Here is a 17,566-nt window from a genome sequence, read left to right on the forward strand (position 1 = left end):
TCCAGGGTCTTTCGTTCGGATCAGGCGGGATCAGGGACCCCGCGAGCCCGGCATGATCCAAACGAGAGGCCCTCGGTCGGTGCCGGGGCAGCCGTCCGGCACCGGCCGAGGGGACGACCGACCGGTCGGTAAGCTCGCCGTGGCACACGACGAGGGGGCTGGGGTGGGGATGAGAGCGGTCCGGGCCGAGCGGCGGCGGCAGGCGCGCAAGGAGCGCCGGGAGCGGGTCGAGGAGCTCGCCGGCGTGATGACGGCGCCCCAGGCGCCGCTGGTGTGGCGTGCGGGGTGGCGCGGGAAGACGGCGGCCGCGGTCGTCTGCGCCCTGTTCGTCACGCTGGCCGAGCATCCGGCCGGGGCGGGCCTGGCGCATCCGCGGCCGGGTGACCTGCTCTTCGCGGTGTGGTCGGCGCTGTTCATGGGCTGGGTGTTCTCCGTGCTCGCGCTGTGGCGCGTCACCGCGGACCAGGACGGCGTGTACATCCGCCGCCTGTGGTCCACACGGCTGCTGCCGTGGTCGACGATCACCCGCGTGGAGATGCGGCACGACGGACAGCTGGAGTTCTTCGGCCGCCACACTCCGGAGCCCCTGGCCGGTCTGTTCGCGCCGCCCTGGATGGGCCGTGTCGCCCGCTCCGGCCGGGGCAGCCGGGCAGCCGACACCCTGAGTGCCATGGCACTCCACGACGATCTGCGCCCCGCGGTCCGGGTCGAGCGAGGGCCGGCCGGTACGGGATTCGCCCCGTGGATCGTCCTGCTGGGCGTCATCCTGTACCTCGCGGTCGAGTTCCTGCCTCACGGGCCCCTGGCGTAGGGGCCCTCGGGAAAGCTCGCACCAGCCGATTTTTCGGAATCTTTATCTCACATCGTGGACCGAAGGTGCCGGGTCACTGGCCAGTGCATCGATCCAGGGGTAACACTGAAGGGTCGGCCGTTTTCCCGGATGCCCACTCCCGGGGCGGCCGAGTTCCTGCGCGCGGCAACGGCGCCGAGCGTTCATCACCGGCTGTAGGCCGGTAGTAGCCGTGCCAGAAGGGGACCCTGTGACGACCCGACCCGACACCAAGACCCAGCTCACCTCCCTGCTCGCCGAGATCGAGCGCCGCAATCCGGCCCAGCCCGAGTTCCACCAGGCCGCTCACGAGGTACTGGAGACTCTGGCGCCGGTGCTCGCGACCCGGCCGGAGTACGCGGAGGCAGGGCTCGTGGAGCGGTTGTGCGAGCCGGAGCGGCAGATCATCTTCCGGGTGCCGTGGCAGGACGACCACGGCCGCGTGCACGTCAACCGCGGTTTCCGGGTGGAGTTCAACAGCGCGCTGGGCCCGTACAAGGGCGGTCTGCGTTTTCACCCGTCCGTGAACCTCGGCGTCATCAAGTTCCTCGGCTTCGAGCAGATCTTCAAGAACGCGCTGACCGGGCTCGGCATCGGCGGCGGCAAGGGCGGCAGCGACTTCGACCCGCACGGCCGCAGCGACGCGGAGGTCATGCGGTTCTGTCAGTCGTTCATGACGGAGCTGTACCGGCACATCGGCGAGCACACCGACGTACCGGCCGGTGACATCGGCGTCGGCACCCGCGAGATCGGCTACCTGTTCGGCCAGTACCGGCGGATCACCAACCGCTGGGAGGCCGGCGTGCTGACCGGCAAGGGCTCGAACTGGGGCGGGTCCCTGATCCGGCCGGAGGCCACCGGGTACGGCAGCGTGCTTTTCGCGGAGGCGATGCTGCGCGAGCGCGGCGAGGAGCTGGAGGGCCAGTCGGCGGTCGTCTCCGGCTCCGGGAACGTCGCGATCTACACCATCGAGAAGCTGACCGCCCTCGGCGCGAACCCGCTGACCTGCTCGGACTCCAGCGGGTACGTGGTCGACGAGAAGGGCGTCGACGTGGAGCTGCTGAAGCAGGTCAAGGAGGTCGAGCGCGGCCGGATCAGCGAGTACGCCGAGCGCCGGGGCGCCTCCGCGCGGTTCGTGCCCGGCGGGCGCGTCTGGGACGTCGCGGGTGATGTGGCGCTGCCCTCGGCGACCGAGAACGAGCTGGACGAGAAGGACGCGGAGACGCTCATCCGCAACGGCGTGAAGGCCGTGTCCGAGGGCGCGAACATGCCGGCGACGCCCGAGGCCGTGCACCTGTTCCAGCAGGCCGGAGTGGCCTTCGGCCCCGGCAAGGCGGCGAACGCGGGCGGGGTCGCGGTCAGCGCCCTGGAGATGGCGCAGAACCACTCCCGTACGGCGTGGACGGCCACCCAGGTGGAGCGGGAGCTGGCCCTCATCATGAGCGACATCCACACCACCTGCCACGAGACCGCCGAGCGCTACGGCGCCCCCGGCGACTACGTGACCGGCGCGAACATCGCCGGCTTCGAGCGGGTGGCCGACGCGATGCTCGCCCAGGGCGTCATCTGACGGACTTCCCCCGGCCCGCGATCGTCCGGTGTTCCTCCGGCCGATCGCGGGCTGCGGTGTGAACGCGCGGGTGTGCCGGGGCCGGTTTCGTCCGGCCCCGACGGTCACCGGGCGGCCCCCGGTGTGTCCAGCAGCCGTTCGACGTCGAGTGCGCCGCCGGCCGCGGTGAACTCGCGGGCCACCTCGGCGCGCAGTCCGGGATCGGCCAGGAAGTCAGCGGCGGTTCGGGCGAGGGCGGCGGCGCCGTCCAGCACCGTGCGGTCGGCCTCGGCGCCCGCCGTACGCGCGGCGAAGTCCGCCGTGTGCAGGGCCGTTCCGGCCGGTGCCACCGACAGCATCGGGTGGATGGCGGGGATCCGCACGCTGACGTTGCCGAGGTCGGTGGATCCGGACACGGCGTCCGGCGCGGCGCTGCCGGGCAGGACGGTGCGGCCTCGCCCGGTGAGGTGCAGGGCGAAGCGGGTGGCCAGGGCCTCGTTGCTGCGCACCGGCATGCAGGGTGGGCAGTCGTCCCAGCGCACGGTGACCTCGGTCCCGGTCGTCGAGGCGGCGCCCTCGAAGACCCGCTGGGCCCGCTCGGAGAGCTCCGCGAGCGCCTCGACGGTGCGGGCCCGCAGATAGAAGTGAGCGGCCGCCCGGTCGGGCACCACATTGGGGCGTGTACCGCCGTCCGTGATCACACCGTGGATCCGGTCGGTGGGCGGGATGTGCTGCCGCAGCGCGGCGATTCCCTGGTACGCGGCGACCACCGCGTCCAGCGCGTTGACGCCCATGAACGGGGTGGCGGAGGCGTGCGCGGCGAGGCCGCGGTACTCCACGACGACCTCCCGCAGGCCCAGGTAGGGCGAGTCCGTCAGGTCGCCGCCGGCGAACGGGTGGATCATGACCGCGGCGTCCACGCCGTCGAACGCCCCGGCGCGGGCCATGGTCTCCTTGCCGGTGCCGTTCTCCTCCGCGGGGGTGCCCAGCAGCACCGCCGTGCCGCCGAGCGCGGGCATCACCCGGGCCAGCGCCAGGAAGGCGCCGACGCCGGCCGCGCAGATGACGTTGTGGCCGCAGGCGTGCCCGATGCCCGGCAGGGCGTCGTACTCCGCCAGCACCGCCACCGTGGGCCCCTGTCCGGTGCCCGCGGTGGCGCGCAGCGCGGTGGGCAGGCCGTACACCCCGGTCTCGGCCTCGATACCGTGCGACCGCAGCAGTTCGGCGACGCGCGCCACCGCGCGGTGCTCCTCGAAGCCGGGCTCGGGGTCCTGGTGCAGGGCGTGGCTCAGGGCGAGCAGGGCCTCCCGGTCCTCGGCGACGGCGGCGTCGATCCGGGCGTGCAGCTTCTCGCCCGCACCGGTGTGCGGGGACGTCCAGGCGGTGGCCTGTCCGGCCGCGCGGGCGGCCCTGCGGGCCAGTTCCTCCAGGTGCGCGCGGCCGGCGGTGCTCGCCGCTGGGGTGACGGCTGTCGCTGACATCAGGCCTCCAACAGGGTGGGTGTGGCGGTGGGCTCGGCGCCCCCGGACTCCTCGGGCGCCCGGTGCAGCAGGACGCAGGCCACGCTGACCACCGCCATGCCGAGGAAGAGCAGGGCCACCGGCGTCCAGTCGGTGCCCGAGGGACCGGCCAGCCACTGGGCGAGGGCCGGGGTGGCACCGCCGCCCACCAGGCCGGCGAGCTGGTAGCTGAGGGACAGGCCGGTGTAGCGGATCCGGGGCGCGAACCAGGTGGTGATCATGGTGCCGATGGTGGAGTAGGCGACGGTGCTGGCCAGCATGGCCAGGCCCATGCCCGCCCACAGGCCCGGGATGGTGCCGATGTCGGCGAGCCAGAACATCGGGAACGCCACCAGCAGGTGCGAGAGGAGTCCGATCAGGGTGACCCTGCGGACCCCGAACCGGTCCGCGAGCATCGCCGAGACCGGCGTGAAGACGATCACGACGAGCGAGCAGAAGATCCCCGCGGTGGAGACCTGCGTCTCGCTGAAGTGCAGGTGATCGAGGGCGTAGACGGACATGAAGGTGACGATGACGTAGTAGCCGCCGACGGTGACCAGGAAGGCCCCGGAGGCCAGGAGCCAGTGGCGCCACGCGGTGCGGATCACGCCGACCAGGGGGATCTGCCGGGCGGACTCCTTCTCCGCGTCGGCGCGCTTCTGCGCCTCGCTGAACTCCGGTGACTCCTCCAGCTGGCTGCGGATCAGCAGACCGGTGATCACCAGCAGGCTGGAGAGGAGGAACGGGATGCGCCAGGTCCAGCTGATCAGCGCGTCATGGCCCGCGAGGGAGGCCAGGGCGAAGACGCCGGTGGCGAGGAAGAAGCCGACGCCGTCACCGATCTGCGGGAACGAGCCGTACAGGGCACGGCGTCCGGGCGGTGCGCTCTCGACCGCGTACAGCACGGCGCCGCCCCACTCGCCGCCGACCGCCAGCGACTGCAGGATGCGGACGACCAGCAGCAGCGCGGGGGCGAGGGCGCCGACGGAGGCGTAGCCGGGGAGCAGGCCGATGAGGAAGGTGGAGACGCCCATCAGCAGCAGGGAGCCGATCAGCGCCTTCTTGCGCCCGTAGCGGTCGCCGATGTGGCCGAAGAGGACCGCGCCGAGCGGCCGTCCCAGGGAACCGACGGCCAGGGTGGCGAACGAGCTGAGCACGGCCAGCGCGTGGTTCATCTCGGGGAAGAACAGCTTGGGGAAGACCAGGGCCGCCGCCGTGCTGTAGATGCCGAAGTCGTACCACTCCACGCTGGTGCCGATGAGGGTGGCGGTGGCGATCCGCAGCGGGCTGCGGCGCCTGCCGGGACTGTCGGTTCCGGGTGGTCTGCGGAGGGCTGTGCTCATGGACCGGCTCCTTTGAGAGAGGGGGCGGCCCGTCCGGCGTGGGGAGGGGGTACGAGCGACGCCCGGCGGGGTGGGAGGGTGCACCCGCCAATTTGGGTCCGTCCGAACCCGTAGCCCGGGACGCTATTGTCGCCACCAGGGGGTGTCAATAGGGTCTGAGTCGATTCCATTTCTTTGAACGGGCATTTACCCGAGGACGGAGTTGGCGCCATGGCCAAGGAGACCCGGGCGGGGCAGCCGGTGCTCGCCGAGCAGACCCAGCGGACTCCGTCCTGGGAGGTGGTCACCGACATCCTGCGCAAGCGCATCGCGCTCGGCGGCTTCGAACCCGGCAGCAGGCTGCCCACCGAACGCGACCTCGCCACCGCCCTCGGCGTGGGCCGCAACACCGTGCGCCAGGCCGTGCGGCAGCTTGTCGAAGAGGGTCTGGTGGTCACCACCCACGGACGCTCCGGTGGCACCAGGGTACGAGCCGCCTCGTCCTCCGCCGCCGTCCAGGAGCGGGCGGCCGTGGCCGCGGACTTCCGCGCGACCATCCGCGACTACATGGAGTACCGGCAGACCATCGAGCCGGCCGCGGCCTCGTTCGCCGCGCTGCGCGGCTCCACCGCCGACCGTCGCGCGCTGGTGCGGATGCTCGACGAGGAGGTCGCCGACCTCGGGGCCTACCACCGGGTCGACTCGCGTTTCCACCTGGCCATCGCCGCCGCCGGGGGCAACGAGGTGCTGTGCGAGGCGGTCGAGCGGGCCCGCACGGAGATGTTCGTCCGGGCCAATTCGCTGTGGCTGGACTCGGACTGGTCGGTGGTCTACCGGGGCGGCCAGGATCTGGCCCAGGTCTTCCGGGACGAGCACCGCGCCATCGCGCTCGCGGTCCTGGCCGGCGACGCCGAGGCGGCCGGGGCCCGGATGCGCGAGCACCTGGCCGACTCGTGCGGCCAGTTCCTGGCCCTGCTGGACCACTACGAAGAGGGCGGGAACTGAGGGCGGGGACTGAGCCCTTGTTGACCCGGAGCGCGGTGCGGGCTTAGCTTCAGCAATGGGTCCGATGGGATCCATTACTGTCGGCGTTCCCTCGGAGGCACCGTGCACAGCCATGACGAAGCGCTCACCAAGGTGGTCATCGACCACGTCCAGTACCGGCTGGCCCTCGATCCGGTGCCGCTGGGCAGGCTCGGCGACGCCTCGGAACTGGAGACCGCCCTCAAGGAGGCCATCGGCACCGGCCCCGCGGCCGCCGACGACGTGCTGCGCCTGTACGCGGAGCACATCGAGCCCACCGTGGTCTCCTGCGACAGCCCGCGCTTCCTCTCCTTCATCCCCGGAGCCCCCACCAAGGCCGCCGCCCTCTTCGACATGGTGCTGTCGGCCTCCTCCCTGCACGGTGTGTCCTGGCTGGAGGCCTCGGGCGCCATCGCCGCCGAGAACCAGGTGCTCCGGCTGCTCGCCGACCTCGCCGGCCTGCCCGCCCAGGCGGGCGGCTGTTTCGTGAGCGGCGGCTCGGCGGGCAACCTCTCCGGCCTCGTCGTCGCCCGCGACACCGCCCGCACCGCGACCGGTGAACCGGTGGCCCGCCCGCGGATCGCGGTCAGCTCCCAGGCCCACTCCTCGATCGGCAACACGCTGCGCATCATCGGTGTGGAGGCCCTGGTCGTCCCGGTCGACGACCACCGCCTCACCGGCGAGGCCGTGCGTGCCGCCCTCGCCGCCGACCCGTCCCCCGAGGACGTCATCGCCGTGGTCGCCACGGCCGGCACCACCAACGCGGGCATCATCGACGACCTCACCGGCATCGCCGAGGTCGCCCAGGAGTACGGCCTCTGGTTCCACGTCGACGCGGCCTACGGCGGCGGCGCGCTCTTCTCCCCGGAGCTGCGCGGGAGATTCGCCGGCATCGAGCACGCCGACTCCCTGGTCGTCGACCCGCACAAGTGGATGTACGCGCCCTTCGACTGCGGCGCCCTGCTCTACCGCGACCCCGCCCTGGCCCGCGCCGTGCACACCCAGGACGCCTCCTACCTGGACTGCATCCACACCGACGCCCCGCAGGAGTGGAACCCCAGCGACTACGCCTACCACCTCACCCGGCGGCCCCGCGGCCTGCCGCTGTGGTTCTCCCTGGCCGTCCACGGCACCGACGCCTACCGTGACGCCGTCGACGCGACCCGTCGCATCGCCCTGGAGTCGGCCGGTCTGATACGCGCCGCCGACGGCCTCGAACTGATCCGCGACCCCGAGCTCTCCGTCGTCCTGTTCCGCCGCGCCGGCTGGGCCCGGGACGACTACTACGCCTGGTCGAAGGAGCTGCTGGAGCGCCAGATCGCCTTCGTGACGCCCACCGTCTGGGAGGGTGAGACGGTGGCCCGCTTCGCCTTCCTCCACCCCGGCATCACCCTCGACGCGGTCAGCGAGATCCTCGCCACCATGACCGTCCCCGCCGGCTGACGAATCAGGCGGCCGATCACCTCTGGTTTGACGTGCGTCACTCGCGGGGTAATATCCCCGGCCCGATTGGCCAGGCCGCCGTCCGCTGTGGCAGACTGTCCGAGTTGCTCGGTCGAGCGTTGATGCTGCGCGCCTCCCGCCGGGAGGACCGGAAGCGAGTCCCACGGTACTCGTCGCCCTAACTGCCTCACGGCAGCGCTGGGGCGGACGTACGGGAATCTTCCGGGAAGTGTGGGCGCGACGCCGGCCAGGCACCCGGTGGGCCTTCGCCCCCGGCTCGCGGAACCGGTGGGGACCGTGCGCAATCCCGATGGGATGTTCGAAACAAGGGGCATCCATGTCAGCGGGAGCGCGACACACCCGACCGCGTGGGTCGGAGAAGGCCAAGGGAGCGCCGGGTTCCGGAGCGTAAGAAGAGACAGGACTACGAAGTAGCCATGGCGGGACAGAAGATCCGCATCCGGCTCAAGGCCTACGACCACGAGGTCATCGACTCTTCGGCGAAGAAGATCGTCGAGACGGTGACCCGTACTGGTGCGTCGGTCGCGGGCCCGGTGCCGCTGCCCACTGAGAAGAACGTGTACTGCGTCATCAAGTCGCCGCACAAGTACAAGGACTCGCGCGAGCACTTCGAGATGCGCACGCACAAGCGCCTGATCGACATCCTCGACCCGACCCCCAAGACCGTTGACTCTCTGATGCGACTCGACCTCCCGGCCGGTGTCGACATCGAGATCAAGCTCTGAGGCCGGTGATCTGAGAGATGACAAAGCAGATCAAGGGCATCCTGGGCGAGAAGCTCGGCATGACGCAGGTGTGGGACGAGAACAACCGTGTCGTCCCGGTCACCGTCGTCAAGGCCGGCCCCAACGTCGTCACCCAGGTTCGTACGAACGACGTCGACGGCTACGAGTCGGTCCAGATCGCCTTCGGCGAGATCGACCCGCGCAAGGTGAACAAGCCCCTCAAGGGCCACTTCGCCAAGGCCGACGTCACCCCCCGTCGTCACCTCGTCGAGATCCGCACCGCGGACGCCGCCGAGTACACCCTCGGCCAGCAGATCACCGCTGAGGTGTTCGAGGCCGGCGTGAAGGTCGACGTCACCGGCAAGAGCAAGGGCAAGGGCTTCGCCGGTGTCATGAAGCGCCACAACTTCCGTGGCCTCGGCGCCGGACACGGCACCCAGCGCAAGCACCGCTCGCCCGGTTCCATCGGCGGCTGCGCCACCCCGGGCCGTGTGTTCAAGGGCCTCCGCATGGCGGGTCGCATGGGCAACGAGCGGGTCACCACCCAGAACCTGACCGTCCACGCCGTTGACGCGGAGAAGGGTCTGCTGCTCATCAAGGGCGCGGTTCCCGGTCCGAACGGCGGCCTCGTCCTGGTCCGCACCGCGGCCAAGGGGGCCTGAGGTAACCGATGAGCACTGTTGACATCCTTTCGCCTGCCGGCGAGAAGACCGGAAGCGTCGAGCTCCCCGCGGAGATCTTCGGCGTGGAGAAGATCAGCATCCCGCTGATCCACCAGGTCGTCGTCGCGCAGAACGCCGCTGCCCGCCAGGGCACGCACAAGACCAAGCGTCGCGGTGAAGTCCGTGGTGGTGGCAAGAAGCCGTACCGCCAGAAGGGCACCGGTCGCGCCCGTCAGGGTTCGACCCGCGCGCCGCAGTTCGCCGGTGGTGGCGTCGTCCACGGCCCGCAGCCGCGTGACTACTCCCAGCGGACCCCGAAGAAGATGAAGGCCGCGGCCCTGCGCCACGCCCTCACCGACCGGGCCCGCCACAGCCGCATCCACGTCGTCACCGGCGTGGTCGAGGGCGAGACCCCCTCCACGAAGTCCGCCAGGACGCTGTTCGGCAAGATCTCGGAGCGCAAGAACCTGCTCCTGGTCGTCGACCGCGCCGACGAGGCCGCGTGGCTGTCCGCCCGCAACCTGCCCCAGGTCCACATCCTGGAGCCGGGCCAGCTGAACACGTACGACGTTCTCGTCTCGGACGACGTGGTCTTCACCAAGGCCGCTTTCGAGTCCTTCGTCGCCGGCCCGAACAAGGCCAACGACAACGAAGGGAGCGAGGCCTGATGGCTACGCGTCACCCGAGCATCGCCTCGAAGGCTGCCAAGGCCGCCAAGGCCGCGCGTGTCGCCAAGGCGCGCCGCCACGCCGCCGAGGGCAAGAACACCGTCGAGACCCCGCTGAGCAAGTCGTACACGGACCCCCGTGACGTTCTGCTCAAGCCGGTCGTCTCGGAGAAGAGCTACGCGCTCCTCGACGAGAACAAGTACACGTTCATCGTCGACCCGAACGCCAACAAGACCCAGATCAAGCAGGCCGTGCAGGCGGTCTTCGAGGTCAAGGTCACCGGGGTCAACACGATCAACCGCCAGGGCAAGCGCAAGCGCACCAAGACCGGCTTCGGTCAGCGCTCCGCCACCAAGCGCGCGATCGTGACCCTCGCCGAGGGCGACCGTATCGACATCTTCGGCGGTCCGACCGCCTGACGGCGGTCCGGATCGTCCGATATCGGACGAGGACTGAGAAATGGGAATCCGCAAGTACAAGCCGACTACGCCGGGCCGTCGTGGCGCCAGCGTCGCCGACTTCGTCGAGGTCACGCGGTCCACGCCGGAGAAGTCGCTGGTCCGTCCCCTGCACAGCAAGGGCGGCCGTAACAATTCCGGTCGTGTGACCGTTCGCCACCAGGGTGGCGGACACAAGCGCGCCTACCGTGTGATCGACTTCCGTCGTCACGACAAGGACGGCGTGCCGGCGAAGGTCGCGCACATCGAGTACGACCCCAACCGCACCGCGCGCATCGCGCTGCTGCACTACGCCGACGGCGAGAAGCGCTACATCCTCGCCCCGCGCAACCTGCAGCAGGGCGACCGTGTGGAGAACGGTCCCGGGGCCGACATCAAGCCGGGCAACAACCTGGCCCTCCGCAACATCCCGGTCGGTACCACGATCCACGCGATCGAGCTCCGTCCCGGTGGCGGTGCCAAGTTCGCCCGCTCCGCCGGTGCCTCCGTGCAGCTGCTCGCGAAGGAGGGCACGATGGCCCACCTCCGCATGCCCTCCGGTGAGATCCGCCTGGTCGACCAGCGCTGCCGCGCCACGGTCGGCGAGGTCGGCAACGCCGAGCAGAGCAACATCAACTGGGGCAAGGCCGGCCGCAAGCGGTGGCTGGGCGTCCGCCCGACCGTCCGTGGTGTGGTCATGAACCCGGTGGACCACCCGCACGGTGGTGGTGAGGGCCGGACCTCCGGTGGCCGTCACCCGGTGTCCCCGTGGGGCAAGAAGGAAGGCCGTACTCGTTCGCCCAAGAAGGCGTCGAACAAGTACATCGTCCGCCGCCGCAAGACGAACAAGAAGCGCTAAGGACGGGTTGAGATGCCGCGTAGCTTGAAGAAGGGGCCCTTCGTCGACGACCACCTGAGCAAGAAGGTGGACTCGCAGAACGAAGCCGGCACCAAGAACGTCATCAAGACCTGGTCCCGCCGCTCGATGATCATCCCGGCCATGCTGGGTCACACGATCGCGGTGCACAACGGCAAGACCCACATTCCGGTGTTCGTCACCGAGTCGATGGTCGGCCACAAGCTCGGCGAGTTCTCGCCGACGCGCACCTTCCGGGGTCACGTCAAGGACGACCGGAAGTCGAAGCGCCGCTAGTCAGCGGGGTGAAAGACCATGACGAACGTGTCAAACACTGAAGGGACAACCATGGAAGCCAGGGCCCAGGCGCGGTACATCCGCGTCACGCCCATGAAGGCCCGCCGTGTGGTGGACCTCATCCGTGGCATGGACGCCACGGAGGCTCAGGCGGTCCTGCGTTTCGCCCCGCAGGCCGCGAGCGTGCCGGTCGGCAAGGTGCTGGACAGCGCCATCGCCAACGCCGCGCACAACTACGACCACACCGACGTCGACAGCCTCTACATCGCCGAGGCGTACGTCGACGAGGGTCCGACCCTGAAGCGGTTCCGGCCGCGTGCCCAGGGCCGTGCCTACCGGATCCGCAAGCGGACCAGCCACATCACCGTGGTCGTCAGCAGCAAGGAAGGAACCCGGTAATGGGCCAGAAGGTAAACCCGCATGGGTTCCGGCTCGGTGTCACGACCGACTTCAAGTCGCGTTGGTACGCCGACAAGCTGTACAAGGACTACGTCAAGGAAGACGTCGCCATCCGTCGGATGATGACGTCCGGCATGGAGCGCGCCGGCATCTCCAAGGTGGAGATCGAGCGCACCCGTGACCGTGTCCGCGTGGACATCCACACCGCGCGTCCGGGCATCGTCATCGGCCGCCGTGGCGCCGAGGCCGACCGCATCCGCGGCGACCTCGAGAAGCTCACGGGCAAGCAGGTCCAGCTGAACATCCTCGAGGTCAAGAACCCCGAGACGGACGCTCAGCTCGTGGCCCAGGCCGTTGCCGAGCAGCTCTCCTCCCGCGTCTCCTTCCGCCGTGCCATGCGCAAGAGCATGCAGTCGGCGATGAAGGCCGGCGCCAAGGGCATCAAGATCCAGTGCGGTGGCCGCCTCGGCGGCGCCGAGATGTCCCGCTCGGAGTTCTACCGCGAGGGCCGTGTGCCCCTGCACACGCTCCGCGCGAACGTGGACTACGGCTTCTTCGAGGCCAAGACGACCTTCGGCCGCATCGGTGTGAAGGTCTGGATCTACAAGGGCGACGTCAAGAACATCGCCGAGGTCCGCGCCGAGAACGCCGCCGCCCGTGCGGGCAACCGCCCGGCCCGTGGTGGCGCCGACCGCCCGGCCCGTGGTGGCCGTGGTGGCGAGCGGCGCGGTCGCAAGCCGCAGCAGCAGTCGGCTCCGGCCGCCGAGGCCCCCAAGGCCGACGCCCCGGCCGCTGCCGCTCCGGCTGAGAGCACCGGAACGGAGGCCTGACCGAAATGCTGATCCCCCGTAGGGTCAAGCACCGCAAGCAGCACCACCCGTCGCGCAACGGTATGTCCAAGGGTGGAACGCAGGTTGCGTTCGGCGAGTACGGCATCCAGGCGCTGACCCCGGCCTACGTGACGAACCGCCAGATCGAGGCGGCTCGTATCGCGATGACCCGCCACATCAAGCGTGGCGGCAAGGTCTGGATCAACATCTACCCGGACCGTCCGCTGACCAAGAAGCCGGCCGAGACCCGCATGGGTTCCGGTAAGGGTTCGCCGGAGTGGTGGATCGCGAACGTCAAGCCCGGTCGGGTGATGTTCGAGCTGTCCTACCCGAACGAGAAGATCGCCCGTGAGGCGCTGACCCGTGCGGCCCACAAGCTGCCGATGAAGTGCCGGATCGTCAAGCGCGAGGCAGGTGAAGCGTGATGTCGGCCGGTACCAAGGCGTCCGAGCTGCGCGAGCTGGGCAACGAGGAGCTTCTTGGAAAGCTCCGCGAGGCCAAGGAAGAGCTGTTCAACCTCCGTTTCCAGGCGGCGACCGGGCAGCTCGAGAACCACGGCCGTCTCAAGGCGGTCCGCAAGGACATCGCGCGGATCTACACCCTGATGCGCGAGCGTGAGCTGGGCATCGAAACGGTGGAGAACGCCTGATGAGCGAGAAGAACGTGACTGAGAACGCAGAGGCGCGCGGCTTCCGCAAGACCCGTGAGGGTCTCGTCGTCAGCGACAAGATGGACAAGACCGTCGTCGTCGCCGTCGAGGACCGTGTCAAGCACGCGCTGTACGGCAAGGTCATCCGCCGTACCGAGAAGCTCAAGGCGCACGACGAGCAGAACGCCGCGGGCGTCGGCGACCGTGTCCTCCTGATGGAGACCCGGCCGCTGTCCGCGACGAAGCGCTGGCGCGTCGTCGAGATCCTCGAGAAGGCGAAGTAAGAAGCGGGGGCACCGCCCCCGCTGACCCCCGCTGGGGGCGACGCCCCGGGCCCCGGCCCGGACCCGGCGAAGTCCCCGGCGTGGGTTCCCGCCTCCCGAGACACCAGTAATTCCTGCGGGAGCTACCCGCAGGACGGTTCCGCCAGGCTCGGCGAAGGCCCGTGAGTCACTCACGGCCCTCCCCGGGAACCGGCAGACAATCAGGAGATAGACGTGATCCAGCAGGAGTCGCGACTGCGTGTCGCCGACAACACTGGTGCGAAGGAAATCCTTTGCATCCGTGTGCTCGGTGGCTCCGGTCGCCGCTACGCGGGCATCGGTGACGTCATCGTCGCCACCGTCAAGGACGCGATCCCCGGTGGCAACGTGAAGAAGGGTGACGTCGTCAAGGCGGTCATCGTTCGCACCGTCAAGGAGCGCCGCCGTCCGGACGGCTCGTACATCCGCTTCGACGAGAACGCCGCTGTCATTCTCAAGAACGACGGCGACCCTCGTGGCACCCGTATCTTCGGCCCGGTCGGCCGTGAGCTGCGCGAGAAGAAGTTCATGAAGATCATCTCCCTCGCGCCGGAGGTGCTGTGAGCATGAAGATCAAGAAGGGCGACCTGGTTCAGGTCATCACCGGCAAGGACAAGGGCAAGCAGGGCAAGGTCATTGCCGCTTTCCCGCGCGAGGATCGCGTCCTGGTCGAGGGTGTCAACCGGGTCAAGAAGCACACCAAGGCCGGCCCGACCGCCCGCGGTTCGCAGGCCGGCGGCATCGTCACGACCGAGGCGCCGATCCACGTCTCCAACGTCCAGCTGGTCGTTGAGAAGGATGGCAACAAGGTCGTCACGCGTGTCGGTTACCGCTTCGACGACGAAGGCAACAAGATCCGCGTTGCCAAGCGGACGGGTGAGGACATCTGATGGCTACCACCACCACTCCGCGTCTGAAGCAGAAGTACCGCGAGGAGATCGCGGGCAAGATGCGTGACGAGTTCAAGTACGAGAACGTCATGCAGATTCCCGGTCTCGTCAAGATCGTGGTCAACATGGGTGTGGGCGACGCCGCCCGCGACTCCAAGCTGATCGATGGCGCCATCCGCGACCTCACCACGATCACCGGCCAGAAGCCGCAGGTCACCAAGGCCCGCAAGTCCATCGCGCAGTTCAAGCTGCGTGAGGGCCAGCCGATCGGTGCCCACGTCACGCTCCGTGGCGACCGCATGTGGGAGTTCCTGGACCGCACCCTGTCGCTCGCGCTGCCGCGCATCCGCGACTTCCGCGGCCTGTCCCCCAAGCAGTTCGACGGCCGTGGCAACTACACCTTCGGTCTCACCGAGCAGGTCATGTTCCACGAGATCGACCAGGACAAGATCGACCGCGTCCGGGGTATGGACATCACCGTGGTCACCACGGCGACCAACGACGCTGAGGGCCGCGCGCTCCTTCGTCACCTCGGCTTCCCGTTCAAGGAGGCGTGAGCGAGATGGCGAAGAAGGCTCTGATCGCTAAGGCTGCTCGCAAGCCCAAGTTCGGTGTGCGTGGCTACACCCGCTGCCAGCGCTGTGGCCGTCCGCACTCCGTGTACCGCAAGTTCGGCCTGTGCCGCGTGTGCCTTCGTGAGATGGCTCACCGTGGCGAGCTGCCGGGCGTGACCAAGAGCTCCTGGTAACAGCCCACTTGGGTTGAAGCAGGACTCTCGGTAAGCAACTGGGGTCGGCAGGAGGCCCACCTCACATGCCGTAGGCTTGTGGGGTTGGGCGCCTGCCGCGCCCTTACGACTTACTACGCCGTAGGTCCACCGCGCCGCACCCGTCCCGTCTCGGATCGGGGAGAGGGATGGCGCACCAGGAAACCCCGGCGAGAGAGGCCGAAGGCCAATTCATGACCATGACTGATCCGATCGCAGACATGCTTACGCGTCTGCGGAACGCGAACTCGGCATACCACGACAGCGTGTCGATGCCGCACTCGAAGATCAAGTCGCACATCGCGGAGATCCTCCAGCAGGAGGGCTTCATCACGGGCTGGAAGGTCGAGGACGCCGAGGTCGGCAAGAACCTCGTCCTGGAGCTGAAGTTCGGCCCCAACCGTGAGCGCTCCATCGCGGGCATCAAGCGGATCTCCAAGCCCGGTCTCCGGGTGTACGCGAAGTCCACCAACCTGCCGAAGGTGCTCGGCGGCCTCGGCGTGGCGATCATCTCCACGTCCTACGGGCTCCTCACCGACAAGCAGGCCGGCAAGAAGGGCGTGGGTGGGGAAGTCCTCGCCTACGTCTGGTAGCGGAAGGGAACGGAGGAAACAGCTATGTCGCGCATCGGCAAGCTCCCCATCGCGGTTCCCGCCGGCGTGGACGTCACCATCGACGGCCGTACGGTCGCGGTCAAGGGCCCCAAGGGCTCGCTGACTCACACCGTCGTGGCGCCGATCGAGATCGCCAAGGGCGAGGACGGCACCCTGCAGGTGACCCGCCCCAACGACGAGCGTCAGAACAAGGCCCTGCACGGCCTGTCCCGCACGCTGGTGGCGAACATGATCACCGGCGTGACCCAGGGTTACGTGAAGAAGCTCGAGATCAGCGGTGTCGGTTACCGCGTGACGGCCAAGGGTTCGAACCTGGAGTTCGCGCTCGGCTACAGCCACCCGATCACCGTCGAGGCGCCCGAGGGCATCACCTTCAAGGTGGAGACCCCGACCCGCTTCCAGGTCGAGGGCATCGACAAGCAGAAGGTCGGCGAGGTTGCGGCCAACATCCGCAAGCTGCGCAAGCCTGACCCGTACAAGGCCAAGGGCGTCAAGTACGAGGGCGAAGTCATCCGCCGCAAGGTCGGAAAGGCGGGTAAGTAAGCCATGGCATACGGGCAGAAGATCCTCAAGGGCGACGCCTACAAGCGCGCCGCGATCAAGCGCCGCCACATCCGGATCCGCAAGCGGATCGCCGGTACGGCGGAGCGTCCCCGTCTGGTCGTGACCCGCTCCAACCGCCACATCGTGGCGCAGGTGATCGACGACCTGAAGGGCCACACCCTGGCATCGGCGTCCACCCTGGACAACTCGATCCGCGGTGGCGAGAGCGACAAGTCGACGCAGGCGAAGCAGGTCGGCGCCCTGGTCGCCGAGCGTGCCAAGGCCGCCGGTGTCGAGGCCGTCGTGTTCGACCGTGGTGGCAACCAGTACGCCGGGCGCATCGCCGCCCTGGCGGACGCCGCCCGCGAGGCCGGACTGAAGTTCTGAGTCGCCCGTCGCGGCAGCGACTTTTCGTTGCTGCGAGCTAGCGGAAACAGAGAGAGGTAATTCCAATGGCTGGACCCCAGCGCCGCGGTGGCGGTGCCGGTGGCGGCGAGCGGCGGGACCGGAAGGGCCGTGACGGCGGCGCAGCTGCCGCCGAGAAGACCGCGTACGTTGAGCGCGTCGTCGCGATCAACCGCGTCGCCAAGGTTGTGAAGGGTGGTCGTCGCTTCAGCTTCACCGCGCTGGTCGTGGTGGGCGACGGTGACGGCACCGTGGGTGTCGGATACGGCAAGGCCAAGGAGGTGCCGGCCGCCATCGCCAAGGGTGTTGAGGAGGCCAAGAAGCACTTCTTCAAGGTCCCCCGGATCCAGGGCACCATCCCGCACCCGATCCAGGGTGAGAAGGCTGCCGGCGTCGTGCTGCTCAAGCCCGCCTCCCCGGGTACCGGCGTTATCGCCGGCGGCCCGGTGCGTGCCGTGCTCGAGTGCGCCGGTATCCACGACATCCTGTCGAAGTCGCTCGGCTCCGACAACCAGATCAACATCGTGCACGCGACCGTGGAGGCCCTGAAGGGCCTGCAGCGTCCCGAGGAGGTCGCGGCCCGCCGCGGTCTGCCGCTCGAGGACGTGGCCCCCGCGGCCCTGCTCCGTGCGCGTGCCGGGGCTGGTGCGTGATGGCGCAGCTCAAGGTCACGCAGGTCAAGTCCTACATCGGCAGCAAGCAGAACCACCGCGACACCCTGCGTTCGCTCGGGCTGAAGAAGCTCGGCGACGTGGTCGTCAAGGAGGACCGCCCCGAGTTCCGCGGAATGGTGCACACCGTCCGCCACCTCGTGACGGTCGAGGAGGTCGACTGATC

The 17,566-nt window shown here is 69.1% G+C and carries 26 protein-coding genes; 24 read left to right on the forward strand and 2 right to left on the reverse strand.

What is annotated here, in order from left to right:
• Window positions 1-169 precede the first annotated feature (169 nt).
• On the forward strand, window positions 170-811 hold the full coding sequence (locus tag CG719_RS18330) for a PH domain-containing protein (RefSeq protein WP_100569734.1): 642 nt from the start codon (window positions 170-172) through the stop codon (window positions 809-811).
• Window positions 812-1,040: 229 nt separating this feature from the next.
• Window positions 1,041-2,399, forward strand: coding sequence for an NADP-specific glutamate dehydrogenase (gene gdhA, locus CG719_RS18335; protein WP_100569735.1), 1,359 nt, complete (start codon window positions 1,041-1,043; stop codon window positions 2,397-2,399).
• Window positions 2,400-2,503: 104 nt separating this feature from the next.
• Here gdhA and CG719_RS18340 read toward each other — a convergent pair whose 3' ends face one another.
• Together CG719_RS18340 and CG719_RS18345 are read right to left on the reverse strand one after the other, a co-directional pair.
• The gene (locus tag CG719_RS18340; protein ID WP_100569736.1) at window positions 2,504-3,859 is read right to left on the reverse strand and encodes a M20 family metallopeptidase; all 1,356 of its coding nucleotides are present in this window, start codon (window positions 3,857-3,859) and stop codon (window positions 2,504-2,506) included.
• The gene (locus CG719_RS18345) at window positions 3,859-5,220 is read right to left on the reverse strand and encodes an MFS transporter (RefSeq protein ID WP_100569737.1); all 1,362 of its coding nucleotides are present in this window, start codon (window positions 5,218-5,220) and stop codon (window positions 3,859-3,861) included. Before CG719_RS18345 ends, CG719_RS18340 begins: the two co-directional genes overlap by 1 nt.
• A 210-nt stretch (window positions 5,221-5,430) precedes the next feature.
• Here CG719_RS18345 and CG719_RS18350 point away from each other — a divergent pair, with 210 nt between their 5' ends.
• The 22 genes from CG719_RS18350 to rpmD all read left to right on the forward strand — a co-directional run bounded on the left by CG719_RS18350 (window position 5,431) and on the right by rpmD (window position 17,564).
• Window positions 5,431-6,204, forward strand: a complete 774-nt coding sequence (locus tag CG719_RS18350) for a FadR/GntR family transcriptional regulator (RefSeq protein ID WP_100569738.1) — start codon at window positions 5,431-5,433, stop codon at window positions 6,202-6,204.
• A 102-nt stretch (window positions 6,205-6,306) separates the two neighbouring features.
• A complete protein-coding gene (locus CG719_RS18355; protein ID WP_100569739.1) occupies window positions 6,307-7,665 on the forward strand; it encodes a pyridoxal phosphate-dependent decarboxylase family protein in 1,359 nt (452 codons plus the stop codon).
• A gap of 437 nt (window positions 7,666-8,102) precedes the next feature.
• Entirely contained in the window at window positions 8,103-8,411 is a 309-nt protein-coding gene (gene rpsJ, locus CG719_RS18360; RefSeq protein WP_003948644.1) for a 30S ribosomal protein S10, read from the forward strand.
• Between the two features lie 17 nt (window positions 8,412-8,428).
• A complete protein-coding gene (gene rplC / locus CG719_RS18365; protein ID WP_100569740.1) occupies window positions 8,429-9,073 on the forward strand; it encodes a 50S ribosomal protein L3 in 645 nt (214 codons plus the stop codon).
• Between the two features lie 8 nt (window positions 9,074-9,081).
• A complete protein-coding gene (gene rplD / locus CG719_RS18370; RefSeq protein WP_100569741.1) occupies window positions 9,082-9,741 on the forward strand; it encodes a 50S ribosomal protein L4 in 660 nt (219 codons plus the stop codon).
• Window positions 9,741-10,160, forward strand: coding sequence for a 50S ribosomal protein L23 (gene rplW / locus CG719_RS18375; protein WP_100569742.1), 420 nt, complete (start codon window positions 9,741-9,743; stop codon window positions 10,158-10,160). Before rplD ends, rplW begins: the two co-directional genes overlap by 1 nt.
• A gap of 40 nt (window positions 10,161-10,200) precedes the next feature.
• Window positions 10,201-11,037 carry a 50S ribosomal protein L2 gene (gene rplB, locus CG719_RS18380; RefSeq protein WP_100569743.1) on the forward strand — a complete coding sequence of 279 codons (837 nt, stop codon included), beginning with the start codon at window positions 10,201-10,203 and terminating at the stop codon, window positions 11,035-11,037.
• Window positions 11,038-11,049: 12 nt separating this feature from the next.
• Complete coding sequence (gene rpsS / locus CG719_RS18385; protein WP_100569744.1) at window positions 11,050-11,331, forward strand: 30S ribosomal protein S19; 282 nt, start codon at window positions 11,050-11,052, stop codon at window positions 11,329-11,331.
• Between the two features lie 51 nt (window positions 11,332-11,382).
• A complete protein-coding gene (gene rplV, locus CG719_RS18390; protein WP_030936396.1) occupies window positions 11,383-11,730 on the forward strand; it encodes a 50S ribosomal protein L22 in 348 nt (115 codons plus the stop codon).
• On the forward strand, window positions 11,730-12,560 hold the full coding sequence (gene rpsC / locus CG719_RS18395; protein WP_100569745.1) for a 30S ribosomal protein S3: 831 nt from the start codon (window positions 11,730-11,732) through the stop codon (window positions 12,558-12,560). Before rplV ends, rpsC begins: the two co-directional genes overlap by 1 nt.
• 5 nt (window positions 12,561-12,565) lie before the next feature.
• Window positions 12,566-12,985 (forward strand): 50S ribosomal protein L16, encoded by a 420-nt coding sequence (gene rplP / locus CG719_RS18400; RefSeq protein WP_100569746.1) that lies wholly within the window; start codon window positions 12,566-12,568, stop codon window positions 12,983-12,985.
• The gene (gene rpmC, locus CG719_RS18405) at window positions 12,985-13,209 is read left to right on the forward strand and encodes a 50S ribosomal protein L29 (RefSeq protein ID WP_018564811.1); all 225 of its coding nucleotides are present in this window, start codon (window positions 12,985-12,987) and stop codon (window positions 13,207-13,209) included. Before rplP ends, rpmC begins: the two co-directional genes overlap by 1 nt.
• A complete protein-coding gene (rpsQ, locus tag CG719_RS18410; protein ID WP_100569747.1) occupies window positions 13,209-13,493 on the forward strand; it encodes a 30S ribosomal protein S17 in 285 nt (94 codons plus the stop codon). Before rpmC ends, rpsQ begins: the two co-directional genes overlap by 1 nt.
• Window positions 13,494-13,706: 213 nt before the next feature.
• Window positions 13,707-14,075, forward strand: coding sequence for a 50S ribosomal protein L14 (gene rplN / locus CG719_RS18415; RefSeq protein ID WP_003998823.1), 369 nt, complete (start codon window positions 13,707-13,709; stop codon window positions 14,073-14,075).
• A gap of 2 nt (window positions 14,076-14,077) precedes the next feature.
• Entirely contained in the window at window positions 14,078-14,401 is a 324-nt protein-coding gene (rplX, locus tag CG719_RS18420) for a 50S ribosomal protein L24 (RefSeq protein WP_003992365.1), read from the forward strand.
• Window positions 14,401-14,958: a 50S ribosomal protein L5 gene (gene rplE, locus CG719_RS18425; RefSeq protein WP_100569748.1), complete on the forward strand. Its 558-nt coding sequence runs from the start codon at window positions 14,401-14,403 to the stop codon at window positions 14,956-14,958. The genes rplX and rplE overlap by 1 nt, the downstream gene beginning before the upstream one ends.
• A 5-nt stretch (window positions 14,959-14,963) precedes the next feature.
• Window positions 14,964-15,149, forward strand: a complete 186-nt coding sequence (locus tag CG719_RS18430) for a type Z 30S ribosomal protein S14 (RefSeq protein WP_003948630.1) — start codon at window positions 14,964-14,966, stop codon at window positions 15,147-15,149.
• Window positions 15,150-15,361: 212 nt separating this feature from the next.
• Window positions 15,362-15,760, forward strand: a complete 399-nt coding sequence (rpsH, locus tag CG719_RS18440; RefSeq protein ID WP_100569749.1) for a 30S ribosomal protein S8 — start codon at window positions 15,362-15,364, stop codon at window positions 15,758-15,760.
• Window positions 15,761-15,784: 24 nt separating this feature from the next.
• Entirely contained in the window at window positions 15,785-16,324 is a 540-nt protein-coding gene (rplF, locus tag CG719_RS18445; protein WP_100569750.1) for a 50S ribosomal protein L6, read from the forward strand.
• A 3-nt stretch (window positions 16,325-16,327) separates the two neighbouring features.
• Complete coding sequence (gene rplR / locus CG719_RS18450) at window positions 16,328-16,711, forward strand: 50S ribosomal protein L18 (protein WP_100569751.1); 384 nt, start codon at window positions 16,328-16,330, stop codon at window positions 16,709-16,711.
• 65 nt (window positions 16,712-16,776) lie between these two features.
• Entirely contained in the window at window positions 16,777-17,382 is a 606-nt protein-coding gene (gene rpsE / locus CG719_RS18455; RefSeq protein WP_073725073.1) for a 30S ribosomal protein S5, read from the forward strand.
• Entirely contained in the window at window positions 17,382-17,564 is a 183-nt protein-coding gene (rpmD, locus tag CG719_RS18460; protein ID WP_100569752.1) for a 50S ribosomal protein L30, read from the forward strand. Before rpsE ends, rpmD begins: the two co-directional genes overlap by 1 nt.
• The last annotated feature ends 2 nt before the right edge of the window (window positions 17,565-17,566 follow it).

The organism is Streptomyces sp. CB01373 (genome assembly GCF_002803075.1).
Taxonomy (GTDB): Bacteria; Actinomycetota; Actinomycetes; order Streptomycetales; family Streptomycetaceae; genus Streptomyces.